Source organism: Streptomyces sp. NPDC001480, from assembly GCF_042894725.1.
Lineage (GTDB): Bacteria > Actinomycetota > Actinomycetes > Streptomycetales > Streptomycetaceae > Streptomyces.
The window spans coordinates 19,270-43,979 of the sequence record NZ_JBIAVX010000036.1; the positions used below are offsets into that span (position 1 = coordinate 19,270).

Consider the following 24,710-nt stretch of genomic DNA (forward strand, 5'->3'; position numbering starts at 1 on the left):
CCTGCCTCCATGCTCGGCAGGAAGTGGACGACCAGGTACAACCATGGTCGTGGAAACAACAAGTTCGGTTCCAGAGGCAATTGCCTCTCCTGGAACGGTCAGCGTGCGTGGTTACAGGAACTCGCTGCGGTAGACCGGGGCCAGCTCGACCGCGCGGCGGCGGCGTTCGGCGAGCTCGTCCTGCGACAGCCGCGGCTGGGGCGCGTCCTTGCCCGCGACGACGTCTCCGACGCGCAGGAAGTACTCGTCCTGGCCGGCAGGGGTGCACATGCACAGCATGCGGGCCGGCGCGCCCGAGATGTTGCGGAAGTTGTGCGGCGCGTTGGCCGGGATGTTGATCGTGGACCCGGCCCCCACGGTGTGCTTCTCGCCGCGGAAGGTGAACTCGATCTCGCCCTCGAGGACCGTGAACATCTCCTCGAAGTCGTGCCGGTGCGGCGGCGGACCGCCGCCGTCGGGCACGCGCATGTCGATCAGGCAGTATCGGCCGTTGGTCTGCGCGCTGGTGACCAGCAGGGCGTACGTGTTGCCCACCAGCGAGACGTACGTCGTGCCGGGGGCATCGGGGTTCGCCACGGTCAGCGACCGGGACGGATCGTCATCGGGGATCATCGCGGTCGTCTCCTCAGTGGTCGGTCAGGTGGAGGCGGCGTCGGCGTGCAGGCCGGCAGCTCGTTCCAGCGCACCGTAGGCGGTAGATCGTTAACTGTTGTAGTGCAGTCAAGAGTAGGAACGGCCGTGCGTAGAAAGCGTGTACGTTTGCGACACCAGATGGGATTCCGGCGACATCTTCATCGGCGGCGGAGGACGCATGAGCAGCAGGCCGCGTTTCTTTGGTCCAGGCGACAGGACGGGCACGTTCACCGTCGACGCCGAGTCCACCGGCACGGGTCGGGGAACGTGGGAGCCGTTCATCGACGCGTGGAACGAGCGCATGGGAGACCTGTACCCGCTGCCGGAGTTCAGCGCTTCCACGATCGAGGGTTTCCAGGGAACGATGGGCTCGGTGACCCTGCAGGACACCGCCGTCAATGAGCTCTGGGGCTCTTCCCCCTTGAGCACCCGCGCGGTCGGGCGACACGAGCACGACGAGATCAGGCTGTACGTCGGGCTGCGCGGCGCGGTCGCCCTGCAGGACCCGCACGATCAGGGCGGTGACGCGTACGTCTCGGCCGGCACCTACTTCATGCACCACGTCGTGACGGAGAATCACTTCCACACCACGCCCGAGATCGGCACCCGTATCTTCATCCTGCCCGGGGATGTTTTGCGGCACCTGGTCGCCGGGAAACCACGCATCGGCCGGGCCGACTCGCCCGCGGCGCAGATCCTCATGGCACACACCAGCATGGTGCAGCGGGTGATGAGCGGCCTCAGCCCGGCGGGCGCGCACGCGTCCCGCAACGCCCTGCTCGAACTGGCCAAGGGGCTGGTCCTGGATCACTTCGACGATCGTGAGCCCACCTTCACGCCGGCGCTGGCCCAGGCGGCCAAGGATCTGGCCGATGCCCGCCTCACCGACGCCGACCTGTCACCGGCCGCGGTCGCCGCGGACCTGCACGTCTCGGTCCGCACCCTGCAACGGGCCTTCGCGAGTCTGGAGGAGTCGTTCAGCGCCTACATCCGTCGCCGACGGCTGGAGGAAGCGGCCGCGGCGCTGACCGCACCTCGCTCACCGCTCAGCGTCTCCGAGGCCGCCGCGCGGTGGCACTTCACCGACAGCAGCCACTTCATTCGTGCCTTCAAGAAGCACTACCAGGCGACACCGGCGCAATTCGCCCGCCGACCGGTCTGACGCCTCGGTCCTCTTCTGCCGCGTGCCGGTTCACCGGCGACTGCCGCGGCCGGCCCGGCATCTCGCCGCGTCCTGTTCCGCTGCCGTGGGCGGGGCTTCCACGCCTGTCGAGTCCCTACGTTCCGCCTTTACGGCGGCGGGACGCGGCCGAGCGAGGTGGCGTCGAGCGCATGTGGTCGCGTACCGGCGCCAGCAGGGCGGCGAGGGCCTTGACGTCGTCGTGGGAAAGCGGCTCGAACAGCAGGCCGCTGACCACCTCGACATGACCTGGCAGCACCCTCACAAGCAGCTCACGTCCGGCGTCGGTGATGGTGACGGTGATGCTCCGCTCGTCGTCCGGCGAGGGAGCACGGATGACCAGGCCCCTCTTCTCGAGCAGATCTACCTGATAGGTCAGGCCGCTGCGGCTGTAGACGACGCCGTCGGCCAGGTCGGTCATGCGGTGGCTGCCGGTTGGCGAGTCTCCGAGGCGGGCCAGCAGCTGGAACTGCACGTAGCTGAGATCACCGGTCTCGCGCAGCTGCTGCTCAACCGCATGCCGGAGCAGGCTGGTCACCTCGATGAGGTTGAAGTAGGCGCCGAGCTGTACGGGGTCGAGGGACGGCGGTGAAGCAGGCATGACCGGAGTCTACTGCTTCGAATTCGAAGAGTGTGGCTGGCCCTCCCTCCAGTCACCACAGGCGGAGCTGGAACGGAACTGTCCACGAGCGCTGGCCCGGTGCCGTGACCTCGTGAGCCCACGCTGTGGGCAGTGTTGGGCCCGACTGAGCACCGCAGAACATGGAGGCCGGGCAGTAGGGCGGCGCAGGGTTGCGGACAGGAGGACGGCGCCGCCGCCCACGGACCCCGAGGATCGGCCATGAGCATCCCCTATCTCGCGCAACGTGAGGACCAGCAGCAGCTCGAGTGGATCGGCGGAAGTGTCTTCAACGTCCTGCTCGACGCCGAGGCGACCGGCGGGCAGCTGACCGTCGGCCGCTTCGACGTCAGCAAAGATGAGGCGCCGCCGTTCCACGTGCACAACAACGAGGACGAGGTCTTCCTGCTCCTGTCCGGTTCGGCGCTGGTGTGGGCCGACGAGGAGGAGCACGAGTTGCGCGAGGGCGGCATCGTCTTCCTGCCCCGGCGCATCCCGCACGGCTACCGCATCACCTCCGAGAAGGCGGATCTGCTGCTCATCTCGACACCCGGCGGGCTGGAGAAGATGTTCCGCCACGCGGGCCGTGACCTTCGTCAGCCGCGCCCGGAGGGTTTCGAGATCTCCGCGCAGCTGCTCGCCGAAGCCGCGGAACTCTCCGGCAACATCGTGCTTGGTCCTCCCCGGTGACCGCACCACGGCTCGGCCACAGGGATGAAGCCGTGAACACGATGCCGGGATGAGCACCGGCGTGTGGAGTCCGGTGTCCCTGGCCGTCGTGAGCTCCGGCATCGGCCATCCGTGTTCGACTCGCCGGCTCGCGGACTGGGTCGCGGAGGCTGTGTGCCGGTCGCTCGCGGCCGGTGGTGCGCGCGCAGAGGTGGAGGTGCTGGAGCTGCACCGGCTGGCGGCCGATCTCGCCCGGCACTCCGCCCAGGGCCGCGCCAGTCTCGATCTGCGGGAGGCGATCGCGGCGGTCGTGGCGGCCGACGGGCTGGTGGTGGCGACTCCGGTGCTCGCCTCGTCCCCGAGCGAAGTGTTCGACTCGTTCTTCGCCGCCCTCGGGGACGGAGTCCTCTCCGGCATGCCGGTACTGCTGGCGCTCAACAGCCACTCCCGCTGGCAGCCGCCCGACCTCCCGCAGGTCATACGCAGGCGCCTGACCGACGTGCACGCCGACCCCGTGCCCACGGTCGTCGTCGCCGGACCCGACGACTGGCAGGCCACGACCCAAAGCGACGCGGGACGGCTGCACGCCTGCATCGACCGGGCCGCCGCCGAACTCGCCACGGCGATGCGCTCGCACCGGCAATGACCGACACCACTTGCTTCGAATTCGAAGCAGATGTACCGTCAGATCAGTGCTTCGAATTCGAAGCACATGGGATCTAAGTGAAGGTGAGAACCGAGATGAAGGCAGTGCGTTTCCACGAGTACGGCGACCCCGGCGTCCTGCGCTACGAGGACGTGGAACTTCCCGTCCCCGGGGCCGGTCAGGTCCGCATCCGCGTCGCCGCGACGACGTTCAACCCCGTCGACGGCAACATCCGCGGCGGCTTCATGCAAGGCCCCATCCCGGTGGAGCTGCCGCACACCCCCGGTATCGACGTCGCCGGCGCCGTCGACGCGCTGGGCGAGGGCGTGAACAGCCTCGCGGTCGGCGACCAGGTCGTCGGCTTCCTGCCGATGGACAAGCCCGGCGCCGCCGCGCAGTACGTCCTCGCCCCGGCCGAAAACCTCGCCCCAGCACCGAAGAGCGTCCCGCTGGCCGACGCCGCCGCGCTGCCGCTGGTGGGACTGACCGCGTACCAGGCGCTGTTCGACCACGGCAAGCTGGCCGCCGGACAGCGCGTGCTGATCAACGGCGCGGGCGGAGCGGTCGGAGGCTATGCCGTGCAGCTGGCCAAGAACGCCGGCGCCTACGTGATCGCCACGGCCAGCCCGCGCAGCGGCGAGCAGGTCAGGACGGCGGGGGCCGACGAGGTTGTCGACCACACCGCCACGGAGGTGACCGCGGCGGTGACCGAGCCGGTCGACGTCGTACTCAACCTCGCGCCGATCGATCCGGCGCAGCTGGCCGCGCTCCCTGGCCTGATCCGTTCCGGTGGAGTGCTGGTGAACACCACGGTGTGGATGCCCGCCCCTTCCGACGAGGAGCGCGGCGTGCGCGGCGTCGACCTGTTCGTGCGCAGCGACGCCGACCAGCTGGCGCAGCTGGTGGCGCTGGTCGACCGCGGGGAACTGCACGTCGCCGTCGCCGAGCGGGTGCCGCTGGCCGAACTGCCGGCCCTGCACGCCCGCGCCGCCGAAGGCGCAGTACACGGCAAGGCCATCGTCGTCCCGCCCACCGCCTGACCCCCGACTTGAGAAAGGGCAACAGTCATGGCCCTCAGCCTGGACCCGGAAATCGCCGAAGCCCTGGCCCCGATGGCCGGTGCAATGGCCGACGCCACGCCACCGGCTGTGGGCGACGTCGCGGCGCAGCGCGCGCTCTGGGAGCCGATCATCGGCGCCGCGGGAACCGCCCAGCCGATCCCGGCCGACGTCAAGACCAGCGAGCACCACGCCACCGCCGACGACGGCGCACAGATCGCCATGCGCTGGTACGTCAAGGACGGCGCCGCACCGGGTCCGGCGGTGGTGTTCTTCCACGGCGGCGGATACATCTTCGGCCACATCGACCTGTTCGACGGACCCGTCGCCCGCTACGTCTCCGCCAGCGGCGTGCCGATGCTGTCGGTCGACTACCGCCGCGCACCCGAGCACCCCTTCCCGACACCGCTCGAAGACGCCTACGCGGCACTGCGCTGGCTGCACGAGCACGCAACCGAACTCGGCGTCGACTCCGACCGGATCGGGGTGATGGGCGACAGCGCCGGCGGCGGCCTGGCCGCGGCCGTGTCGATCCTGGCGCGACAGCGCGGCGGGCCGCACATCGCCCGCCAGATCCTCATCATGCCGATGCTCGACGACCGCGTCCCCACCCCCGACCCGCACATCGCCCCCTATCTGCTGTGGTCCTACGACGACAGCCGCACCGCCTGGCCGGCCCTGCTCGGCGAGGCCGCCGGCGGGCCCGACGTCCCGGCCACGGCTGCCCCGGCCCGGCTCGAGGACGCGACCGGCCTGCCACCGGCCTACATCGAGGTCGGCCAGCTCGACCTGTTCCGCGACGAGGACACCGCCTACGCCACCACACTCAGCCGCGCCGGCGTGCCGGTCGAATTCCACCTGCACCCCGGCGCCCCGCACGAGTTCGACGCCATCGCCTTCACCTCCGACGTCGCCCGGCGCGCCATCGCCGACCGTGTCCGGGTCCTGAAGTCGATCTAAACCGCGACCACCCATCCATCCACCGCACGGAAAGACTGCAATGACCCTCTGGTCGGAGTCCTCCAGCTGCCGCACCGCCTGGCCATGGCGCCGATGACCCGTGACCGCTCACGGCCGGACGGCGTCCCCACCGACCTCAACCGCGCCTACTAGCGTCAGCGCGCGGAGATGGCCCTCCTGCCGCACCACGGGACGTCCGCGCGGCGGGTGAGCGGGCCGGGCACGGAGGCCATGGAAGGCGGTGGGACGGCTTGCATCCAGTCAGTCACTGATCGAGGAGCACCCATGACCCGCACCTGGTTCATCACCGGCACGTCCTCCGGCTTCGGCCGCCACCTCACCGAGCAGCTGCTCGCACGCGGGGACAGGGTCGCCGCCACTGCGCGGCGGCCAAAGACCCTCGACGACCTGGCGGCCCGCCACGGCGACCGGCTCTGGCGCGCCGGCCTGGACGTCACCGACACGACCGCCGTGCGCAAGGTCGTGGACCGCGCGTTCACCGAGCTCGGCCGGATCGACGTCGTCGTCTCCAACGCCGGTTACGGGCTCTTCGGAGCGGCCGAGGAACTCTCCGACGAGCAGATCGACCAGCAGATCGCCACCAACCTCACGGCCTCGATCCAGCTCGCCCGCGCCGTCGTCCCGCATCTGCGCGGCCAGGGCGGCGGACGTTACATCCAGATCGCGAGCATCGGCGGCCAGGTCGCTTTCCCCGCCATGAGCCTGTACCACGCCACCAAGTGGGGCATCGAGGGCTTCTGGGAGTCGGCCGCCGCCGAGCTCGCGCCCTTCGGCATCGGCGTCACGGTCGTCGAACCCGGCGTCTCCCGCACCAACTTCGGCGGCACCAGCGCGGTCCTGGGCGCACCACTGCCCATATACGCCGACGGGCCCTCGGGACAGCTGCGCGCCACCCTGTCCGGCGACCTGCCCCCGCTGCCCGCACCCGGCGACCCCGTGAAGATCGCGGCAGCCATCATCGCCTCCGCCGACCAGCCCCAGGCCCCGTTCCGCCTGACGCTGGGTTCCGACGCCTACACGCTGGCCACCGCCGCCCTGCGCGACCGCCTCCAGGCCCTGGAAGCCGGGTGGGACCTCGCCCACTCCACCGACGCCGACGACACCACCCCCACCACCGGCCTCGCCGGCAACTGAAAGGAGACCCTCACATGTTCGACTTCACCGGCAAGACCGTCCTGGTCACCGGAGCCACCGGCGCACTCGGCACCGCACTGTCCGCCCGCCTTGCCCAGGCCGGCGCCAACACCGTCGTCACCGCCCTGGCCGGCGCCGACCACCTGGCCGCGGGACTCGGCGGCCCCTCCCTCGGCGTCCGGCTCGACGTCACGAACGAATCCGACTGGTCCGAAGCGATCGACCGGACCGAGGCCCGCTTCGGATCACTGGACATCCTGATCAACAACGCCGCCTACCTGAGCGTCGGCACCACTGAAAGCATCCCGCTCGATGAGTTCCGGCGTGTGCTCGACACCAACCTCACCGGCGCCCTGCTCGGCATCCGCGCAGCCGCCCCCTCCATGCGCAAAGCCGGCGGCGGCGCGATCGTCAACGTCAACTCCATCGCCGGACTCGCAGCCGCCCCCGGCCTCGTCGCATACAGCAGCAGCAAGTGGGCGCTGCGCGGCCTCCTGCGCGCGGCCGCCAAGGAACTGGCCCGCGACAACATCCGCGTCAACGCCGTCCACCCCGGCATCATCGAGACCCCCCTCGCCTACGGCCCCGACGGCACCGAACTCGTCCCCGTCGACGACCTGGCCGTACCCCGCCGGGCCGCCCCGGAGGAGATCGCCGACTTCATCCTGTTCGCCGCCTCCGACCAGGCACGCTTCGCGACCGGCTCCGAAATCGTCGCCGACGGCGGCTTCACCCTCGGCCCTCTCACCTGACCCACACCGAGCGGACACCAGACACCTGCCGTTGGCTTCGACCAGGTCCGCGATATCCACGAGCCATGGCGGGCAGGGAGGTGTACGCCGGACGGGCAAAGTCCTGACGTCGGCTTGGGACACCTGGCCGCGGACGTCGGCCGGATCAGGTGCCGGCTGGTGGGGCGGGGCGCAGGGCGAGCAGGGCGATGTCGTCGGTGCTGTCGGCGCCGAGCCCTCCGTCCTCGCCGGCTGTCCCGAACTGGATGCCCTCACCGGGCACGTCCGCGCGTTCGGGAAGATGCTCACCCAGCTCCAGGGCCGGCTACACCCCCGGCACCGTCTCCTACGACTCAGCCGTCTACCGGTGCGACAACTACTACGGCAGCAGCCGGGCCAGCCGGGCCGGGTGCACCATTCCCGAAGTCCCCACCGGCGTCACGGTGCCCGGGTTGCGCGGACCGATCCGGTTGAAGACGAGCAGCAGCGGCGGGTGCGGCTGATCACCGCGGCGACCGTCGGGCACCCACCAGCGGGTGCGCCACATCGGCCGCTCACGGCCGTCGACGTCCTTCACCTTCCGCTGCCCAAACCGCATGTACTTGTCGATCTTCGCGGCGAGGACATGCGTACCGACACTCCGATTCACGACCCCGCCTGGACCATCACCCCTCTGAGCCTGGAAGACATCGTCCTGGCCTATATGACCCGGCCCGCCGACGCGGTCCGCGACACCCGTCCCGCGCTGGAGGTCCTGCGATGATCTGGCTGACCTGGCGTCAGTTCCGCACCCAGGCTGCGGTGCTGTTCGCCGCCGTGGCCGCCCTCGCCGTACTCCTCGCGGCTACCGGCCCTCGACTCGCCGACCTCGCCGACACCTCGGCCGCCGCCGGGCGCGACCTGCTCAGCCAGATCTCTAGCTCCGACCAGAGCCTGTACTACTTCGGCTGGACGGTCGTCCTCGCCGTACCGGCGGTCATCGGCATGTTCTGGGGCGCACCGCTGATCACGCGCGAACTGGAAGCTGGCACTCACCGGCTCGCGTGGAATCAGACCTTCACCCGCACCCGCTGGCTGGCGGCCAAACTCGGATTGATCGGCCTGGCCACGGTGACCGCCGCGGGCCTGGCCAGTCTCGCGGTGATCTGGTGGAGCAGCCCTATCGACCAGGCCGTGAGCAGCGGTAACTCCGACTCCACGACCCCCTTCTTCTCCAGGCTGGACCCGATGGTGTTCGGCGCCCGAGGCATCGTCCCGATCGGCTACGCCGCCTTCGCCTTCCTCCTCGGCGTCACCCTCGGCGTCCTCATCCGCCGCACCGTGACCGCCATGGCCGCCACCCTCGCGACCTTCGCCGCAATCCAACTCGCCATGCCCCTGTGGATCCGCCCCCACCTGGCCCCGGCGGTCCACGTCACTCTGCCGTTCACCGAAGCCAAGCCGGTAAACCTCGGTGCCGACGCCGTACGAGAGGTGGACTTCGGCCAGCCCGGCGCCTGGGTACTGTCCGAACACACCGTCAACGCCTCCGGCCACACCGCCGCACTACCCGCGTCATTCACCGACTGTGGCTCCTTCTCTGACTGCGTCAACACCCTCACCAAGGCCGGGTATCAGCAGCAGATCACCTATCAGCCCGCCGGTAACTTCTGGGCCCTGCAATGGGCCGAAACCGGGATCTACCTCGGCCTCACCGCGGGCCTGGCCGTCTTCTGCACCTGGTGGATCCGCCGCCGACTGACCTGACCAGAAGACGGTCGGGCGGCCCAAAGCAGGACTCGAATTTGCCGAGGGGCAGCCAACACCGGCTGCCCCTCGGCTGTCTTCAACGCTCAACTGAAGCACTCGGTGTACGGAACAGTGGCCAAGTAGCTCTGCGAGTGGCCAACCATCGCTGCGAGTCACAGCTGTCGTGTCTCCGCTTACCCACAAATTCGACCACATGCTCTAATTCAATTATGCGCCGCGTCGACTACCTCACCGACACCCAGGAGCGCAACCTGCGCTGCATCCGCCGGCACATCGCTGACCACGGCCAAGCGCCGACGATGCAGCAGATCGGGGCGGCCGGCGGCATGCGCAGCAGGGCATCGGTGCACTGCCATCTCATCGAGCTGGAGGCGAAGGCCGCGATCGTGCGCGAGCCGGGACGGCCCAGAGGGACCCGCCTCGCATGAGCAGTCCCGGCCGCTATCACCTGGTGCTCGCTTCGGGTGACCGGCCGGTGCAGCACAGCTGGTGGAAGACCGGCTCTGCGTGCTGCCCCAGTAAGACGAGCCCTTCCGTCCCGACCAGGTATGCGCGTCGGTGTCGTGTGGGGGTCGGTGGCCGCGCGACCTGGCCCTGCACCCGTGCGGCACGCGCCTGTGCGTGGCCAACGAGCGCTCAGGCGACGTCACATGGCTGGACGTGGATCCCGCGACAGGCATCCCGCACCGCGCGGGTTCGCTTCGGTCCCGGCGACCTCCAGTGTGGTCTTCGCCTGAGCGCTCGTCGGCCGCGTACACGGCACTGGTCACGCAGTGCCCCGGACGACGGCGACCGGGCAGCGGGCGTGGTGCAGCAGCGCCTGGCTCACCGAACCCAGCAGCACCCCGACGCAGCCGCCGCGCCCCTGACCCCGGTGACGCACTGGTCCTGGTGAACATCCTGCGCACCGACAATGCACGCCCACCGACCGCTGCCCGCCGACAGCGAACTCGCCCAGGCCATCACCGTGCCGGCCCCAGCCCAGCAGGACGCCGTGGGAGCCGCCAGCAGGTCGCCAACCAGGCCCGCTCGCTGCTGCGCGAGTACTACCCTGCTGTCCTGCACGCCTTCCAGGGCAAGGACAGCGGCCTGACCAGGGCAGACGCCCGGACGATCCTCACACTCGCTCCGACCCCGGCCAGGGCGGCGAAACTCACCCTCGCCGGCTGCGCGCCGCTTCCAAGCGCAGCGGTCGCACCCGCGCTTTGGCACCGAGACCGCGCGCCTGCGGGACATCTTCCGCTCCGAATACGCCGGCAGCTTCCGGCCGTCGAGGACGCCTTCGGCCAGCAACTGCTGGCCTTACTCAAGCGGCTGGACGCCACCTGCCAGGCCGCGGACTACCTCGCCGCGGCCGCCGAACCCGCCTTCAGCCAGCACGCCGACAGCAAGATCCTGCTCAGCTTCCCTGGACTCGGCGCCCTGCTCGCAGCCCGCGTCCTCGCCGAGATCGGCGACGACCTGACCCGCTTCGCCGACACCAGAGCACTCAAGTCCTACGCCGGCTCCGCCTCGATCACCCGCGCCTCCGGCAGGAAATGCTTCGTCGTCCGCCGCTTCGCCAAGAACAACCGGCTCATGCACGCCAGCTTCCTCTGGGCCTTCTCGGCCCTCCAGGCCTCACCGGGAGCGAACGCCCACTACCGCCGCCGACGTGAGCCCAGCGACTGGCACGACCCCGCCCAGCGCCACCTGCTCAACCGCTTCCTCGGCCAGCTCCACCACTGCCTCCAGACCCGGCCGCCGTTCAATGAACAACGCGCCTTCGCACCGCTGCTTCAAGCATCTGCGTCGGGAGATGGCCGCAGGCTGCGCCAGTGAGTGCCTGACACCCCTCATTAGGAGGCTGCGCCATCGGAACCCTGAGATTCAGTGAGGGTGCGGAGGTCAGTGTCCAGTATGCGGATGAGCTCGCCAACCCGTCCGCCGCCATCCGGCGCTGCCGGGTAGCGCTTGAGTACGTCAACGACGGCCGGTGTTGCGCGGTCCATCATCCGCTTGAGGTGTTCGGCACCGACGCTCCGATCGTCGTCGGCGACGATTTCGGCCGTTCTGGCTGCGTAAGCGCTGGCTCCGAGAATGTGCTTGACCTGGGTGGCCTTGGCCAACGGATGCAGATAGGCGGCGCCTGCCGCAGACATCGCTGCCCACGCTGCCTCGCGCGCAGCCGCCGTGTGCGCGCTCTTGGCTGCCTTGAGGGCTGCCGAAGCTGTGTCGCGCAAAGATTTCCCGCGCTCGCCGCCCCGGGCGAACGCCCACGCGGCACTGATGGCGTCTCGAGGCCGCGAGTCGTCCGGCTGATCAGCCTCGAATATTTCCAGGACGACCTCCGCGCATGCCGCGGCGAACGCGGTGACCTCACGAAGATCCTGCCTGCTCAGAACGATCTCGCCCGCTTCCCCTGTCATGCTCCCATCCTCGATGATTCCCACGACAGCGCGGCGGGAAAGCGGTCTTGGCCGCTCCTGCCGACTGGCCTCCGAAGCAGACAGCAACGTCGCACTTGACTTCTTAACCCATTGAGATGTCTTGACCACGCTCGCTATCGGCCGTCTTCAGACCGCGGACAAAGGGGGGCTTGTGCACGCTGCTCGCTCGATCACCGCCCACCGAAGGGCGGCCCGAGCGAAGGAGCCACCGCGATGACCACGCACCGACCACCGGCAGGCGCCCGGCGCGCCCGCCCCGACCATGAGCCCGACCAGAACCGGGCAAGCGTCGCATGACATGCCATCACCCGACCGAGGGGTGCTGGACCGGCTGCTTGGATGATCACCGGCTTGGCTCCGTGTGCTGGTATGCCGATCCTGCAATCACACTGTGTGCTGGGGTGAGTTTCTTCGACTTGGCGCCTCGGCTGTGGGTGGTGCCGTGGCCGGTTGCCGAGCCGGCTGCGGCCCACCGGGATCCGGTCGTCGTGCTGGGAGTCGCGGATCGTTTTTCCGGTGAAGCTGTGCCTGCCGTCCGGGTGAAGACCGCGCCCGGGCCGGGAACGTCACCGGGGCGTGCCTGTACATCTCATGGTCACCGGCGAGGTGATCGATGAGGGGAGACGGGTGTGCGCAGGCTCGGATTCCTCGGCCAAGCACCGCCAGCCGCGTTGCCGGCCCGGCCCGACTTTCCCCCTCCACCGGCGCCTCGCCCGGCCTCTCACCAGTCCGCCGGGGTCCGTGACCCGCTGGAGCCGACCGCGACCCGCAACTGCCCGCACTGCCAGCAGCCGGTCACGATCGTCGCCCTGCTGGCCACCCCCGAGGCCGCCCGGCCGACGATGCCCCACCACCGCACCGACATTGTCCCGCTGCGGAGAACCCCGTGACGGACCCGTCCATGCTCCACTACGCGGCCACCCCCGGCAGACACCGACCCCACGCCCCAGGGGGTGGGGAATTCCCCGGCAGGCCCCCTGGGGAATATCGCCATCGTCGTCGACAGGGTGCCAGCGATGCCTTGAAATGAGTTGATGCGGGTTGGGCGCTTGCATCATCTTGATCGCACACCTGAGGTTCTGGGCGAGTGCGGGCGGAGATCATGGGAAGCGATGGCTCCTATCGGAGGGCCCTGGCCAGTCCGGGTGCGCTGCGGTTCTGTGCGGCGGGGTTGGTCGGACGGTTGCAGATCGCCATGGCCGGCCTGGGGACTGTGCTGCTGGTCTCCTCGGTCACGGGCCAGTACGGGCTGGCGGGGGAGGTGGCCGCGGCCGGATCGGCGGGGTATGCGCTGGTGTCGCCCTCGGTCGCCCGGCTCGCCGACCGGCTCGGCCAGGGCCGGGTCCTACCACCGCTGACGCTGCTCTACGGGGCGTCGACGGCCGGCCTCATCTGCAGCACGCAACTACGTGAGCCGGGCTGGGTACTGATGGGCTGGAGCGGACTGGCAGGTGCCGCCACCCCGCAGCTCGGCTCGATGGTGCGGGCTCGGTGGAGCGCGTTGCTGGGCGGCTCGCCGTTGCTGCAGGCCGCGTTCTCGCTGGAGTCGGTGGCGGACGAAGTGATCTTCGTGGCCGGGCCGGTGCTGGTCACCTTGCTGGCGACCGGGGTGTATCCGGCGGCGGGTCTGGAGGTGGCGGCGGCCACGTGCGTGCTCGGGTCACTGCTGCTGGCCGTGCAGCGCGCCTCCGAGCCGCCCGCGGACCGGAAGGCCGCGGTGCGCGGTGCGCCCACGCACCTGCTGCCAGCGCGGGGCCTGGTCACGTTGGCGCCGGTGGGCTTGTTCTTCGGCGCAATGCTGGCCGCGATCGACCTGGCCACCGTGGACTTCGCCCAGGAGCACGGGCACAAGCCGCTGGCCGGGCTGATCCTCGGCGGCTACGCCCTGGGCAGCGCGGCCAGTGGGCTGTGGTACGGATCGCGGACGTGGAACGCCTCGCTGCGGCGCCGGTTCACGCTGACCTTGGCCGCGGCCGCGGCCGGAACGGCCACGTTCTGGGCGATGCCTGGGCTGACCGTCCTCGCCGCGGTAATGCTCTGCTCCGGGCTGGCTGTTTCACCGATGCTGATCAGCGGGTTTAGCCTCATCGAACGGCAGGCGCCGCCGAATCGGCAGACCGAGGCCATGGCCTGGTTCACCTCGGCGATCTCGGTCGGCACCGCCGTAGGCTCGGCCGCCGCCGGCCAGGTCATCGACGCTGACGGCGCCCGCTGGGGATACGCCTTCGCCGCCGCCTTCGCCGCCGCGGCTATGCTCACCTGCCTGATCGGGCTCACCAAGCTCACCGTCCCCAGCCCAGCCCCCTCCCCGACCGCCCACGCCGACACCAAGGCCGGCAGGACGTCGTCTATCAGCGGCTTGTAAGGGTCTAGCCGAGACTCCCGCCGCCACTGCTCCTTCAGAAGGTGACTCCCATCACTCACGACCATGCGATGGAAGACCGCGCTGAACGCCTTCGACATCACCTTCGACGGCCGGCTCTCAGCAGCCCGTCAGTAACCAACAACCCCAGTTACACCGCTCGTTTGACAGACCCCATCACGGAAGGCAACGAGCACCTCATCGCGGCCGCCCTGGCCGACATCGACGCCGATCCGCTGCCCGACCCTGTCACCCCTGAAGCCATGCACGAACTGTTCAAGAGCGCCCGCAAAGCCAAAGGGGAGCTACCGGCCACCCCGGCAGGACCGCACGCCAGCGACAAGGCGGCCTCCGCCGACGCTCTCGCCGTACGCATCGCAGATGCCATCGAGGAAGGACAGCCCGTCCATGTTCCCGACCACCTGAGGCAACTGTTCGACTTCCTCTACCCGCAGCCGCAGACCACTGCGGAGGAACCCGCACCCGGCCAGGAACCGGAAACCACCCACGACAAGGCCGAGCCGGGCGAACTGCACAACGGCACCACGCCGCCCCAGACGCCCGCACACGAAGAGCCCGCCCCGTCCGCCACACCCCCGACGGGCAGCGCTCAACCCGCCCACCCGCCAGTCGGCGAACCGGCCCCAGGTGCGGGCAGGCCACGTCATACGGGCCCAACCATCAGCTCCACGACGGATGCAACCGCTTCCTGAGCAGCGGGTTGCAGCCGGGGGGACAGAGCATCCCAGGGGCCAGCTGCGACACTGGTCCGGCGCCCGTCCCGTTGTCAGCGCCGACGTCCAGTGTCGTGCCATCAGGACAAACCAGTGGCGGAGGCGGACAGTTGTCGGACACGGCGACGCGGTGAGCCCATTCGCACGGTGGCTTCACCTCGCGCAAGCTCCTAAACCAGCAGTACAGGGCCTTTCTCATCCGGCGCATCGCCATTCCTCCCTGCCAGCAGCCACGCGCTGGAGTTCAACTGGGAGGGTGAGTCCACCAGCGGATGGTGCCGGGACGGCCAGTACTACGACGGAGGCGCTGGCAGCCGCGAAACCGATAGACCCAGCCGGCGCGGGGAAACCTCCTATCCGCCTGCGGCTCTAAAGATCGACAGGCTGTTTCCGCACTTTACGAAAGTCGGCGCCGCCGGTCAGGGGTCGATGCTTCACGGGGGCCAGCGGTCCTTGACTGCCGGACGCCTTGAGAACGGCTGCCAGCAACTTCCTATCCGTTGACTACTTGGGTGGTAGGTGCCCTGTGAGGGTTTTCCAGTTCTGGAGAGCTTCTTCCAGTTCGGAGTCTGCGACCTTACGCTGCGGGTCCTGGCGGTTGCGCTGTCGTACACGGGCGAGCTCTTTGCGTGCCGCCTCCTGCGCGTGAGTGTCGGCCCGGGCCTTCTCCAACTCGTCCTCAGCTTCAGAGAGCTGGTGCGGGATCCGCACGCGGAAGCTGTTCTCGTCCGCGATGGCGTTCTGAATGGCTACGGTGAAGTCGCGTACCGCTTCCTCGTCGAACCGCTGGTGGTCATCCATCGCGGGAAGGAGGTGAGGGTATTTTGCGCGATGTACCCGCCCGGTGACGTCGGTGAGGTAGATCGAGTGGTTTGTCTTGCCCGTGTCGAAGCGGGCGTCGAGGCCGGCCAGCTCGATCGAGCGCGTTGCCGGTCCGGACGTCACCACGAGGACGTGCTGGAACAAGGCGAGCTCGCCAAGGCTGTCCAGTCGCTCACCGGTGCCGGGATTGCGCAGCCGTGCTATCTGCTGCTCCAGCTGACGCAGCCTTCGCTCGTAAGCGGCCTGCGTGGAGGTGAGTTCGGCCTGCGCAGCAGACTCGGCCTCAGCCGCTCTGCGGGACACTACACGTGCCTTATGACGTGCATTTGCCAAGGCGTCGCGGTCGCTCTCGTACTTCAAGCTGAACGCGAAGGCCCATCCGCCGGGATACCGGTGCCGCCTCCACAGCACCCACAGACCCAAACCCACGACAACGACCACAACCAGCTGTGCCGCGTTCATGCTCGCCCCCCTGCGCTGTCGGCTCCCTTTCTTATCGCGGCCGAACCGACAACGGCACCGGATTGGGGACAGACGTCAGCAACGCCACATCCCACTGCTCACCTCGTGACGCAAACAGCTCAGCCCCACAGTTTGCGTCGGGGGGCGCGTGCCGGGTGCCCGGCACGATCGGGGCCCGCTGGCAGGCGGCCGCGGGCACATCGATCACGCGGCGGACCGGCCGCGGGCCGCCGCCGACACCAACGCCGCAGAGTCCGCCCACGGCACCACGTGCCTCGAACCGCCTGCGGCAGAGACCTCCGCCGTCACGGGCGGCGCTTGGGCCCGACTCCCGCGCGCATCCCCCGGCCCCGACGGCCAACGCGCCCACGCGCTCCACTGCGTGGCGTCTCTAGGCGTTCCCACGTCCCCGCCCGCTCATCTCCCGCGGCCGGGACGTGCCCGCACGCCCCGGGCGACGGACAGGCCGAGGTACAGCGGCAGGGCCGGCGCTGGCCAGGGTGTGGGGCACCGCGCTGGCAGGCCGGACTACCCGGAGCTGCGGGGAACTCGGTGCCTTCCGCTGCGGCTGGCCGCCGTTCGGGTGTCTGCGGGAGCGGTCCGGCGTGCGGGAGGAAGGCGTGCTCCCTGCGCCTGCGGGGGATGGCCCCAACGCAGACGGTCATCCAGACCGCTGGTGAAGCTGCTCCCGCCGACCGCGCCATGCGCGAAGCGCGTCGGCGGGCCCAGGAACGGCTGCCTCCACACCGGGCCGGCGCACGCCTACCCTCCGGCGGAGCGGCGTCCAAGGCCGCCTGTGTGACTCCGCCCACGGCTCTCTCGGGCTGTGCCTCTCATCCAGCGCGGTCAGGAGACGGCCTTGTCGAGGATGTCGGCGAGTTCGGCGGGCGCGGACAGCATCGGCCAGTGCCCGGTGGACAGGTCGAAGCGCCGCCACGGCGGCTGGTTCAGGGAGGCCAGCATCGGCACCCCGGCATCCAGCAGCCCCGTGAAGTCATGGCACGCGACCAGGGCACGGTCCACACCAGGACCGGGCTCGGCCGGCTCGTCGAGACGCTGGGCGTAGGTGCCGAACGGCTGTGGGGTGGCACGCGAGCGCAGAGCGTCCCGCTGGCCTTCATCGAGCCCGTCGAGGCTGCTGGACAATCCCAGGACCTCAAACGGCGGCATCGGTAGCCGCCACCCGTCACCGGAAGCGGAGACCTGGTGACGCAGCTGGTCCGCTGCCTGCGGTGGCATGAGGTCGAGCATGCACATGCCCGCGGCGAAGGGGGCGCTGTCCACGTAGATCACGCGCTTCAGCCGGTCGCCGAGACGTCCGGCTGCCCCGGTCACCGGAGCAGCCGCATAGCTGTGGGCGACCAGCGTGACGTCGCGCAGATCGTGCTCTTCGACGAATCCCGTGATGTCCGCGATGTGCGTGTCCAGGTCCGTCTCGGGTCCGCCCTGGTCTGCGTGCTCGGCCAGGCCCGTCAGTGTCAGCGGCAGTGCCGTGTGGCCGCGCTCCCGCAGAGCGCGGGCGGTGTCTTCCCAGGCCCATGCCCCGAGCCAGGCGCCGGGAACGAGTGCGAAGGTGGCCATGTGATCTCCCAAGAAAGAGGTGCTGCGGGGAGCGTAAAGTCCATACAGGACAGAATCCGCCCTGAAATGCCGAGTGATCCATGTCGCATCCCCTGACCCGTGTGCTGACCCTGCTGGAACTACTCCAGTCCAACGCCCGGCTCACCGGGGCGGAGCTGGCCGACCGCCTGGATACCGACATCCGCACCGTGCGCCGCTACATGGCCCACCTACGCGACTTGGGCATCCCCGTGGAGGCCGAACGCGGCCGCTACGGCGGCTACCGACTGGCCCGCGGCTACCGCATGCCACCCCTGGTCCTCACCAATGACGAGGCCCTCGCCGTCGTCCTTGGCCTGCTCGCGGCAGAACGTCTGGGCATGGGCACTGCCGCGCCGGCCAGTGCCGGTGCCCTGGCCAAGATCGAGCGGGTGCTTCCGCACGCCCTGCGCGAACCGCTCGCCGACATGCGGGAGACCCTGTCCTTCACTGCCAATGCCGTGATTGGGCAGGCACCCGGAACCGGCGTCCTGCTGGCCCTGGCCCAGGCCTCCCGTGCCCGCACGACCGTCGGCATCCACCACCAGTCCTGGCGCCACGAACACACCGAACGCGACATCGACCCCTACGGCGTGGTCTTCCACACCGGCCGCTGGTACGTCGTCGGCCACGACCACCTCCGCGACAGCCTGCGGACATTCCGCATCGACCGCATCGCCTCCGTCGCCCCCCGAGCCGACAGCTTCACCGCACCCGACGGCTTCGATCCCGTCGCCCACTTGACCTCGACCCTCGCTCAGGGGTCCTACCGCTGGCAGGTCGAGGTGACGATTCATGGCCCCCTCGATGAGATCGCTCGCCGACTGCCTCGCTCAGCGGTGACCCTCACCGCTCAGCCCACCGGCGTTCTCATGCACGCACGGGCAGAACGGCTGGACGGTATGGCCCACATGCTCGCCTCCCTGGAGTGGCCCTTCAGCATCCACCATCCCGACGAACTACGGCAGGCGCTCAAGGACCTGGCCGCCCAGCTCACCGCAGCCGCCCAGCGAGGACCGGAGCAACTACCGCAGTAAACGCCGGATTTACTGCGGCAGAGCCCCTACCGCGATCGCCGCGACCTGCGAGGGCCATTCGGGCCGCCGGGGCGAGGTGTACGCATTTACTGCGGCAGGACCGGAAGGACGGGACGGCGTGACGATCGAACCGGTGAGACCCAACTCGGGAGCGGGCGCGCGCTCCGGCTGCCGAGCGCCAGGGTGGTGCCCCTGTCCGCTCCTCCGGTCACGTACACCGCGGCGGTCGAGCGGTATCTCACCGGTGCGGGCATCGCGAAGTCCTCCGCGCGGATGGCCTGGGTGCGGGGGCGGCGTGCCGGGGGAGCGTGTTGCAGGGTGCCGCGCACGGGGTGGGGTATGGGGCGCTTCGGATGCATGGGGAGCGCACGCTGGCGGTCAGATGGCGTGCAGTGTGACGCAAGTTACCCGCTGTGCCCACATGATCATTCTCTGTGCCCGATCAACCATGTCCGTGCAGCTTCCGACGTCAACTGGTCCCCCGCGTAACGGAACTGACGTGGCAAAAGCTGAGCTTCAGCTGTGGGTGCATGGGCTGTTCTGCATGGCTGCCGGTGAACGGAAGGAGACGGGCAACAATGTGGATCAGTCGACATTCGGAAGTGTGGCTGCTTGGGTCACCGATTGGTGTTCGATATCCCGTCGCGGGTGAGAGGGAGATTCATTTTCTATGCGCCTCGCATTTCCCCTGATGCCTGCCCGTGGATTGTTGAGAAGCCAATCGCGGCGGGCCAGGGCATCCATGCGATGATCGCACCTGTGGCCGACCGGGCGGCACCGGGTCGGGCGCCCCTTGACCGGATCTGTTGACTCTTGAACGTTGATTATCATTTGATAGCGCTCTCGCGGCCTTCAGGGGGCGGGCGCGTCTCGCTCTCGGGTGCACAAAAGGGACGAAGGTTCCGGAGTCACGGAGTGCCGCCTTGACGGGCTCGCGAGGGTGTGCTGTCCCTGTCAAAGCCCCGCAGGTAGGGGGTTTCCGTTGCTAGTTGGAGCGGTAGAGACCACAGGGCGCCCGTTCGGGAGTGACCTTAACGCGGTCCATAGTGTTTACTGGACACCGGTCTGATCCTGGTGGGTCCGGACCCTTTCCGGGAGGTTCCGGGGGTGGTGCCCCGGGGCCTCCCGTTTTTGCTGCCGGTTTACATGCAAGCCCCACGGACCTCGCCCGGAGGCGCTTTGAGGTCTGCGCATGAATATCTGCATGCCGAATGCGGGGATTCCTGAAAATCGATAGAGCGGTTTTATAGATTCCGCTCCCGGCCGGGTCGTCGAAATCCCCCACAGGTAGGGGATCAACGTGGCGCGAATCGTTCCCGCAGCGCCTTCGGAAACGCGACTAGCTCTCGGCTCATGGCGAGCGGTAGCGTGATGCCGATCCAACGTCATCTCCACCCCGCCCGGCCCACACCACCCGGGCACGTACCACCTCCCGGAGAGGCGACGGACCCACCACCTGGGACCCCGCTGACACAGCGGGGTCCCAGGCCGATCAACCGCATAAGGACGAAGACGATGAGCATCACCCGCTCCCACGGCGCTGTGCCGCCCTACCCTCCCGGCCACCCCACCGCGCCCACCCTGAAGAGCCGTCACCACCGCGCCCTCCAGGGCGCCTACGCGGATGCGCGCCCCGCCCGCCGGGCCGCGACGGGGGAGTGACCATGCCTCCCGCCCTCGACGTCTCCCGGCCCACCGACCTCCTGCACGCCCACGAAGGCAAGCCCGAGGGAAGCTTCCTGCACCGCCTGCCGGCCGAGACCTGGCACGCGCTGCTGCAGGCCGGCCTGCGCAGCCGCACCTTCACCCGCGACGAACTGCTGCCCATGGGCGCGGACAACCCTGACGTCTACATCCTCCTCGAGGGCGTCGTACGCCAGGACCGCTACCCGCTGGGCACCGGCCCCGGCATCCCCACCATCACCCGCTTCCGGGCGGCCGGCGAACTCGTCGGCGAAGCCGCGCTCCTCGACCCCACCTCCCGCGTCGACACCCGCTGCCTGACCCCCACCGTCGCCATCCCCTGCGCCGCCCGCTACTTCAACGCCCTCACCGAACGCCGCCTCTACGAGGCCCGCCTGGCCCTGCTGCACAGCCTCGAAGAACGCCACCGCACCGACGAAGTCGTCTACGGGATGGCCATCCGCCCGCCCCTGGAACGCGTCAGCCGACTCCTGGCCCACCTCGCCAGGACCGCCGGAGTCCCCGACCCCCGCACCTGTCGGCACACCGTCATCACCGGCCTGGGACAAAAAGACATCGCCGCAGCCCTCCAGCTCGCCGTCTCCACCACCGAGAACGCGCTGCGCACCCTGCGCTACCACGGCGTCATCGAGGCCCGCTACCGCCAGTTCGTCATCCACGACGTCGACGGCCTCAGCCGCTTCACCGGGGCCTGACACCACCCCCCGGCACCCCCCTTCGGACCCACCACCCTTTTCCTCGCGCCGCCCCCAACCGTCGGGGACGACGCGCCCGCGAACGGACCACCATGACCATCAACAGCACCACGCTGGCGATCGGCACCAGCGCCGGCTCCCTCGCCGCAGGCATCGTCTCCTCCTTCCTCATGGGAGCCCTCGCCCTGTACGGGCTCCTGCACCACCGGGAGGTCTTCGCCTGGATGAAGCAGATCCGCACCACCGACGCCGAGAACACCGCCTCCGACGAGCCCGACCAGTGGCTCGCCGACCTCTACAAGGCCCAGTGCCGCCGGGCGAAAAAGCCCAGCCGCACTCCTGACATGGAGGAGATCTCCCAGATCGGCGACATGATCCGGGGCATCGTCGGCCACATCGAGGCCATCCGCTCCGAACTCACCGCGGTCGTCGAGTGCGTCGACGACTACCTCGACACCGCCCTGCCCGCACCCACCCCCGCCCTCAAGGTGTCCTCCCAGGACCACCAGATGCAGCTCGTCCAGGCCATGAAACAGGAAGCCGCCCGCGCCGACCTCGAACAGGCCATCTCCACCGCCCGGCAGAAGATCACCCTCCTGCGCCGCGGCTGACCACCACAGCAGGCCACCGCGGGCGGCACACCGCTGCCCGCCCCAGACCATCCCCTCAGCGGCACCGGATCCGTCGCCACGGCCAGCCCACGCTGACCCGGATCCGGTGCCGCGCCGCTGCCCAGGCCTGCGTCGCCGCGCCCGAACACCCCCGCGTCGGCGGGAGGGCCCGGTCCAGGTCTCACCGAGGACGACGAACTCCGGAACACTCCCGCGTCGGCGGGGAGGATGCCAGGCCGTGGTGACTGGGCTCGTTCAGGAACGGAACACCCCCGCGTCGCCGGGGAGGACCAGTACGGGCAGCAGATGATGACGAGGTAGAGCGGAGCACCCCCGCGTCGGCGGGGAGGACCAGCTGGCCAACACCGGCTGGACCATGGGGATCGGAACACCCCCGCGTTTGGCGGGGAGGAGCCGTACACCGAGATCGCCCGGCGCCTGGACGGCGGAACACCCCCGCGTCGGCGGGGAGGACAGTGCGCGGGTGGCCAGCCACATCTCATCGCGCGGAGCACCCCCGCGTCGGCGGGGAGGACCTCAAGTCCGGAATCAAGCGCGGTGACATCGTCGGAACACCCCCGCGTCGGCGGGGAGGACGGAGACGGTGGTGGCCAGACCTGACAGGGGGCCGGAACACCCCCGCGTCGGCGGGGAGGACGGAGTGACCGGGGGTCTTACCCCCCTCGGACCGGAACACCCCCGCGTCGGCGGGGAGGACCGCTCTGTCATTCGCGCACCCCAGGCCGATTACGGAACACCCCCGCGTCGGCGGGGAGGACAAGAAGTCGCCGGCGTCGTGACAGCGGACGAACGGAACACCCCCGCGTCGGCGGGGAGGACAAGTTCACCCTGCCCCCGCGAGTGCCGAACGGCGGAACACCCCCGCGAACGCGGGGGTGTTCCGATGCAGGAAATCTTCGACGAGCGCCTGGTGGAGTCCTCCCCGCCAACGCGGGGGTCTTCCGCGGACGGTCTGATGCAGGCGCTGGTGCACGATGTTCTCCCCGCCGACGCAGGGGTGTTCCGCGGAGGAAGTGGTCGACGAAGGGGGCGATCTCGTCCTCCCTGCCGACGTGGGGGTATTCCGTCCCGGGATCCGGAAAGGTCACCGGCTGCCCGGTCCTCCCCGCCGACGCGGGGGTGTTACGCACTTCGAGCGGGTGGAGCAGGCCGAGGCGGCGTCCTCCCCGCCGACGCGGGGGCGTTCCGACCTCGATCAGGCAGACGAGACCGTAGACCTGGTCCTCCCCGCCGACGCGGGGGTGTTCCGACGGCGTGGACGAACTGGTTGTCGGGCGAGGAGTTCTCCCTGCCGAACGCGGGGGTGTTCCGCCGATTGGACCCGCGCCGCACCGCGTCGGCGCTCGGCGTCGGGTGGTTGCTGCTGGTCCGGGGTCTGGTGCGTTTACGCCGTCTAGGCCCAGGACGCCGGCGCTACGAACAGCAGCTGCAGGCGATCCTTGTCGAGGGCCTGGGCGAGGTGTACTTCCGCGACGGCGGCCGCCGCGCCCGTGGCTGCGGCCGCCGCACCCGCAGAAGCTACGCCCAGGACTGGGTGAGCTGGACGAGGTTCTGCGCCGCCTCCGGGGTGCCGGTACTCGCGCTCACCCTCGGCACGCTGGTGATGTTCGTCGAGTGGCTGTGGACCCAGTCCGGCGGGAGGAAGGGAACGTGCACCGCGCCGTCGACCATCGACCGCCGGATCTCCGGCACCGCGGTGTCCGCCCGCTCCGAGCACGGCGTGCGGCTGGAGGACGGCGTCGCGCGGCTCGGCCGCAACCGGCTCAAGCAGCTGGTGAAGGAGATGGAGGAGCAGGGCGAGACCCGCGGCCGGGGCCAGGCCCCGCCGCTGCTCGTTGAGCACCTGGTGAAGATCAGCACCGCCTGCCCGGACAACCTCACGGGCCTGCGCGACCGCGCCCTGGTCCTCATGCACTTCGCCGTCGCTGGCCGCCGACACGACCTCGCCTTCAACCGGGTCCGCGACTACGCCGAGACCCCCGGCAGCATCCAGGCCGACCTGCGAGTATCCAAGATCAGCCTCCGCGTCGTCCCGGTCCCCTACGGCTCCCGGCCCTCGTTCCCCACTTCAAGGTCCTCGCCGGCTACCTCGAAGTCGTCGATCAGTGGGAGGGCAACGCCCTGCTCGGCGTGCTGTAGAGCGGTGGGGCAGGTCACCTGCGTTCCGGGGGCTGTTCGGCTCACCAATGCGTTCCGGTTCACTCTTCGCCGTGAATCTACGCAGTCAACGGGTTCTGAGGCTGCAACTTTGTGGGCGAAAGATGAGCGTGGATTCGATGCTGCTGCTGAATGACCTGCGTCTTCAGCGCATCCGGTCCTATACGGGGGTCCTTGGTGATCTGGATCTATCACTTCCTCCGGCACCGGTGAAGAGGGTGTGCGGGACGGGCGGACGGTGTTCGGCCGGACCGCACGGATGGGGGCATGCTCTTCGCGGGGGCGCCGCCGGGGTGCCAGCGGAGGGGAGCGGGGGCCATGGCCGAGCGAGTGATGACCCGGGATGAGTCGATCGAGTACCTGCTGCGGCGCTCCCAGCGGCGCGACGACCTCTTCCCGATCCGCCAGGAGTTCATCCGGACCCGCGTCCAGGGTCAGTACGGGGAGCCGACCACCGGGCCGGGGCCCCTGTCCAAGCTGTTGCGGGCCCCATACGCCCTGGAGTTGCTGCTGCTGGTCTACGCGGTCACCACCAGCGGCGACTACGGCGTCACCGAGCGCTCGCAGCTATGGGGACGAGCAGCCGGCATCTACATGCTCCCCGACCAGAAGGCGAGCATGGCCGTCTCACGTCAGTGGCATCACCTGGAGAAGCTGGGTCTGATCGAGCGTCGGCA

Annotated in this window: 25 protein-coding genes, 3 pseudogenes and 1 CRISPR repeat array; of the genes and pseudogenes, 21 read left to right on the plus strand and 7 right to left on the minus strand. The window is 69.5% G+C overall.

Annotated features, from left to right (window positions below; all coding sequences use genetic code 11):
• Window positions 1-111 precede the first annotated feature (111 nt).
• On the minus strand, window positions 112-612 hold the full coding sequence (locus ACFY01_RS44125; protein ID WP_390741424.1) for a cupin domain-containing protein: 501 nt from the start codon (window positions 610-612) through the stop codon (window positions 112-114).
• 199 nt (window positions 613-811) lie between these two features.
• On the opposite strand from ACFY01_RS44125, the gene ACFY01_RS44130 reads away from it, so the two are divergent.
• Window positions 812-1,795, plus strand: coding sequence for a helix-turn-helix domain-containing protein (locus ACFY01_RS44130; RefSeq protein WP_390741425.1), 984 nt, complete (start codon window positions 812-814; stop codon window positions 1,793-1,795).
• Between the two features lie 115 nt (window positions 1,796-1,910).
• On the opposite strand, the gene ACFY01_RS44135 is transcribed toward ACFY01_RS44130, so the two are convergent.
• Window positions 1,911-2,414, minus strand: coding sequence for a MarR family winged helix-turn-helix transcriptional regulator (locus tag ACFY01_RS44135; RefSeq protein WP_390741426.1), 504 nt, complete (start codon window positions 2,412-2,414; stop codon window positions 1,911-1,913).
• A gap of 240 nt (window positions 2,415-2,654) precedes the next feature.
• Between ACFY01_RS44135 and ACFY01_RS44140 the strand changes: the two genes are divergently transcribed.
• The 6 genes from ACFY01_RS44140 (at window position 2,655) to ACFY01_RS44165 (ending at window position 7,672) form a co-directional block, all read left to right on the plus strand.
• Window positions 2,655-3,122, plus strand: a complete 468-nt coding sequence (locus ACFY01_RS44140) for a cupin domain-containing protein (RefSeq protein WP_390741427.1) — start codon at window positions 2,655-2,657, stop codon at window positions 3,120-3,122.
• Window positions 3,123-3,171: 49 nt separating this feature from the next.
• Entirely contained in the window at window positions 3,172-3,747 is a 576-nt protein-coding gene (locus ACFY01_RS44145; RefSeq protein ID WP_390741428.1) for an NAD(P)H-dependent oxidoreductase, read from the plus strand.
• 95 nt (window positions 3,748-3,842) lie between these two features.
• Window positions 3,843-4,787 carry an NADP-dependent oxidoreductase gene (locus tag ACFY01_RS44150; protein WP_390741429.1) on the plus strand — a complete coding sequence of 315 codons (945 nt, stop codon included), beginning with the start codon at window positions 3,843-3,845 and terminating at the stop codon, window positions 4,785-4,787.
• A gap of 27 nt (window positions 4,788-4,814) precedes the next feature.
• Window positions 4,815-5,765, plus strand: coding sequence for an alpha/beta hydrolase (locus ACFY01_RS44155; protein WP_390741430.1), 951 nt, complete (start codon window positions 4,815-4,817; stop codon window positions 5,763-5,765).
• Between the two features lie 285 nt (window positions 5,766-6,050).
• The gene (locus ACFY01_RS44160; protein ID WP_390741431.1) at window positions 6,051-6,920 is read left to right on the plus strand and encodes an SDR family oxidoreductase; all 870 of its coding nucleotides are present in this window, start codon (window positions 6,051-6,053) and stop codon (window positions 6,918-6,920) included.
• 14 nt (window positions 6,921-6,934) lie between these two features.
• Window positions 6,935-7,672 carry an SDR family NAD(P)-dependent oxidoreductase gene (locus tag ACFY01_RS44165; RefSeq protein WP_390741432.1) on the plus strand — a complete coding sequence of 246 codons (738 nt, stop codon included), beginning with the start codon at window positions 6,935-6,937 and terminating at the stop codon, window positions 7,670-7,672.
• 358 nt (window positions 7,673-8,030) lie between these two features.
• Here ACFY01_RS44165 and ACFY01_RS44170 read toward each other — a convergent pair whose 3' ends face one another.
• On the minus strand, window positions 8,031-8,249 hold the full coding sequence (locus ACFY01_RS44170) for a hypothetical protein (protein ID WP_390741433.1): 219 nt from the start codon (window positions 8,247-8,249) through the stop codon (window positions 8,031-8,033).
• Window positions 8,250-8,276: 27 nt separating this feature from the next.
• Between ACFY01_RS44170 and ACFY01_RS44175 the strand changes: the two genes are divergently transcribed.
• From ACFY01_RS44175 to ACFY01_RS44190, 4 genes and pseudogenes are all read left to right on the plus strand, one after another.
• Window positions 8,277-8,414, plus strand: coding sequence for a hypothetical protein (locus ACFY01_RS44175; protein ID WP_390741434.1), 138 nt, complete (start codon window positions 8,277-8,279; stop codon window positions 8,412-8,414).
• Window positions 8,411-9,397, plus strand: coding sequence for a transporter (locus ACFY01_RS44180; RefSeq protein ID WP_390741435.1), 987 nt, complete (start codon window positions 8,411-8,413; stop codon window positions 9,395-9,397). Before ACFY01_RS44175 ends, ACFY01_RS44180 begins: the two co-directional genes overlap by 4 nt.
• A 212-nt stretch (window positions 9,398-9,609) precedes the next feature.
• Window positions 9,610-9,828 (plus strand): LexA family protein, encoded by a 219-nt coding sequence (locus ACFY01_RS44185; protein ID WP_390741436.1) that lies wholly within the window; start codon window positions 9,610-9,612, stop codon window positions 9,826-9,828.
• 124 nt (window positions 9,829-9,952) lie between these two features.
• Window positions 9,953-10,137, plus strand: a pseudogene (locus ACFY01_RS44190) (beta-propeller fold lactonase family protein); the annotation flags it as partial.
• Between the two features lie 29 nt (window positions 10,138-10,166).
• On the opposite strand, the pseudogene ACFY01_RS44195 reads toward ACFY01_RS44190, so the two are convergent.
• Window positions 10,167-10,268: pseudogene (locus ACFY01_RS44195) on the minus strand (universal stress protein); the annotation flags it as partial.
• On the opposite strand from ACFY01_RS44195, the pseudogene ACFY01_RS44200 reads away from it, so the two are divergent.
• Window positions 10,253-11,221, plus strand: a pseudogene (locus ACFY01_RS44200) (transposase); the annotation flags it as partial. The pseudogenes ACFY01_RS44195 and ACFY01_RS44200 sit on opposite strands and share 16 nt — an antisense overlap.
• A 17-nt stretch (window positions 11,222-11,238) precedes the next feature.
• Here ACFY01_RS44200 and ACFY01_RS44205 read toward each other — a convergent pair.
• Entirely contained in the window at window positions 11,239-11,808 is a 570-nt protein-coding gene (locus tag ACFY01_RS44205; RefSeq protein WP_390741437.1) for a putative immunity protein, read from the minus strand.
• A gap of 650 nt (window positions 11,809-12,458) precedes the next feature.
• Between ACFY01_RS44205 and ACFY01_RS44210 the strand changes: the two genes are divergently transcribed.
• From ACFY01_RS44210 to ACFY01_RS44220, 3 genes are all read left to right on the plus strand, one after another.
• Window positions 12,459-12,719: a hypothetical protein gene (locus tag ACFY01_RS44210; protein WP_390741438.1), complete on the plus strand. Its 261-nt coding sequence runs from the start codon at window positions 12,459-12,461 to the stop codon at window positions 12,717-12,719.
• 212 nt (window positions 12,720-12,931) lie between these two features.
• Window positions 12,932-14,194 (plus strand): MFS transporter, encoded by a 1,263-nt coding sequence (locus ACFY01_RS44215; protein WP_390741439.1) that lies wholly within the window; start codon window positions 12,932-12,934, stop codon window positions 14,192-14,194.
• A 161-nt stretch (window positions 14,195-14,355) separates the two neighbouring features.
• Window positions 14,356-14,904: a hypothetical protein gene (locus tag ACFY01_RS44220; RefSeq protein ID WP_390741440.1), complete on the plus strand. Its 549-nt coding sequence runs from the start codon at window positions 14,356-14,358 to the stop codon at window positions 14,902-14,904.
• A gap of 525 nt (window positions 14,905-15,429) precedes the next feature.
• Here the strand turns inward: ACFY01_RS44220 and ACFY01_RS44225 are convergent.
• The gene (locus tag ACFY01_RS44225; protein WP_390741441.1) at window positions 15,430-16,209 is read right to left on the minus strand and encodes a hypothetical protein; all 780 of its coding nucleotides are present in this window, start codon (window positions 16,207-16,209) and stop codon (window positions 15,430-15,432) included.
• Between the two features lie 846 nt (window positions 16,210-17,055).
• On the minus strand, window positions 17,056-17,790 hold the full coding sequence (locus ACFY01_RS44230; RefSeq protein ID WP_390741442.1) for an alpha/beta fold hydrolase: 735 nt from the start codon (window positions 17,788-17,790) through the stop codon (window positions 17,056-17,058).
• Window positions 17,791-17,870: 80 nt separating this feature from the next.
• Between ACFY01_RS44230 and ACFY01_RS44235 the strand changes: the two genes are divergently transcribed.
• The 6 genes from ACFY01_RS44235 to ACFY01_RS44260 all read left to right on the plus strand — a co-directional run.
• A complete protein-coding gene (locus tag ACFY01_RS44235; RefSeq protein WP_390741443.1) occupies window positions 17,871-18,845 on the plus strand; it encodes a helix-turn-helix transcriptional regulator in 975 nt (324 codons plus the stop codon).
• A 1,515-nt stretch (window positions 18,846-20,360) separates the two neighbouring features.
• Window positions 20,361-20,507, plus strand: coding sequence for a hypothetical protein (locus ACFY01_RS44240; protein ID WP_390741444.1), 147 nt, complete (start codon window positions 20,361-20,363; stop codon window positions 20,505-20,507).
• 2 nt (window positions 20,508-20,509) lie between these two features.
• On the plus strand, window positions 20,510-21,244 hold the full coding sequence (locus ACFY01_RS44245) for a Crp/Fnr family transcriptional regulator (protein WP_390741445.1): 735 nt from the start codon (window positions 20,510-20,512) through the stop codon (window positions 21,242-21,244).
• Between the two features lie 92 nt (window positions 21,245-21,336).
• Complete coding sequence (locus tag ACFY01_RS44250) at window positions 21,337-21,855, plus strand: hypothetical protein (RefSeq protein ID WP_390741446.1); 519 nt, start codon at window positions 21,337-21,339, stop codon at window positions 21,853-21,855.
• Between the two features lie 146 nt (window positions 21,856-22,001).
• Window positions 22,002-23,182: a CRISPR direct-repeat array (repeat unit 29 nt; unit sequence CGGAACACCCCCGCGTCGGCGGGGAGGAC).
• Between the two features lie 9 nt (window positions 23,183-23,191).
• A complete protein-coding gene (locus tag ACFY01_RS44255) occupies window positions 23,192-24,169 on the plus strand; it encodes a hypothetical protein (RefSeq protein ID WP_390741447.1) in 978 nt (325 codons plus the stop codon).
• Window positions 24,170-24,351: 182 nt separating this feature from the next.
• On the plus strand, window positions 24,352-24,710 hold a 359-nt coding region (locus ACFY01_RS44260; protein WP_390741448.1), incomplete at its 3' end, for a hypothetical protein.

Bases quoted from the DNA above. Each gene is read 5' to 3' on its own strand.
- ACFY01_RS44165 (WP_390741432.1), top strand. From the start codon at position 6,935: ATGTTCGACTTCACCGGCAAGACCGTCCTGGTCACCGGAGCCACCGGC.
- ACFY01_RS44185 (WP_390741436.1), top strand. From the start codon at position 9,610: ATGCGCCGCGTCGACTACCTCACCGACACCCAGGAGCGCAACCTGCGC.
- ACFY01_RS44125 (WP_390741424.1), bottom strand. From the start codon at position 612: ATGATCCCCGATGACGATCCGTCCCGGTCGCTGACCGTGGCGAACCCC.
- ACFY01_RS44205 (WP_390741437.1), bottom strand. From the start codon at position 11,808: ATGACAGGGGAAGCGGGCGAGATCGTTCTGAGCAGGCAGGATCTTCGT.
- ACFY01_RS44235 (WP_390741443.1), top strand. From the start codon at position 17,871: ATGTCGCATCCCCTGACCCGTGTGCTGACCCTGCTGGAACTACTCCAG.
- ACFY01_RS44160 (WP_390741431.1), top strand. From the start codon at position 6,051: ATGACCCGCACCTGGTTCATCACCGGCACGTCCTCCGGCTTCGGCCGC.
- ACFY01_RS44145 (WP_390741428.1), top strand. From the start codon at position 3,172: ATGAGCACCGGCGTGTGGAGTCCGGTGTCCCTGGCCGTCGTGAGCTCC.
- ACFY01_RS44230 (WP_390741442.1), bottom strand. From the start codon at position 17,790: ATGGCCACCTTCGCACTCGTTCCCGGCGCCTGGCTCGGGGCATGGGCC.
- ACFY01_RS44140 (WP_390741427.1), top strand. From the start codon at position 2,655: ATGAGCATCCCCTATCTCGCGCAACGTGAGGACCAGCAGCAGCTCGAG.
- ACFY01_RS44150 (WP_390741429.1), top strand. From the start codon at position 3,843: ATGAAGGCAGTGCGTTTCCACGAGTACGGCGACCCCGGCGTCCTGCGC.
- ACFY01_RS44130 (WP_390741425.1), top strand. From the start codon at position 812: ATGAGCAGCAGGCCGCGTTTCTTTGGTCCAGGCGACAGGACGGGCACG.
- ACFY01_RS44225 (WP_390741441.1), bottom strand. From the start codon at position 16,209: ATGAACGCGGCACAGCTGGTTGTGGTCGTTGTCGTGGGTTTGGGTCTG.
- ACFY01_RS44240 (WP_390741444.1), top strand. From the start codon at position 20,361: ATGAGCATCACCCGCTCCCACGGCGCTGTGCCGCCCTACCCTCCCGGC.
- ACFY01_RS44245 (WP_390741445.1), top strand. From the start codon at position 20,510: ATGCCTCCCGCCCTCGACGTCTCCCGGCCCACCGACCTCCTGCACGCC.
- ACFY01_RS44170 (WP_390741433.1), bottom strand. From the start codon at position 8,249: ATGCGGTTTGGGCAGCGGAAGGTGAAGGACGTCGACGGCCGTGAGCGG.
- ACFY01_RS44155 (WP_390741430.1), top strand. From the start codon at position 4,815: ATGGCCCTCAGCCTGGACCCGGAAATCGCCGAAGCCCTGGCCCCGATG.
- ACFY01_RS44135 (WP_390741426.1), bottom strand. From the start codon at position 2,414: ATGCCTGCTTCACCGCCGTCCCTCGACCCCGTACAGCTCGGCGCCTAC.
- ACFY01_RS44180 (WP_390741435.1), top strand. From the start codon at position 8,411: ATGATCTGGCTGACCTGGCGTCAGTTCCGCACCCAGGCTGCGGTGCTG.
- ACFY01_RS44250 (WP_390741446.1), top strand. From the start codon at position 21,337: ATGACCATCAACAGCACCACGCTGGCGATCGGCACCAGCGCCGGCTCC.
- ACFY01_RS44215 (WP_390741439.1), top strand. From the start codon at position 12,932: ATGGGAAGCGATGGCTCCTATCGGAGGGCCCTGGCCAGTCCGGGTGCG.
- ACFY01_RS44175 (WP_390741434.1), top strand. From the start codon at position 8,277: ATGCGTACCGACACTCCGATTCACGACCCCGCCTGGACCATCACCCCT.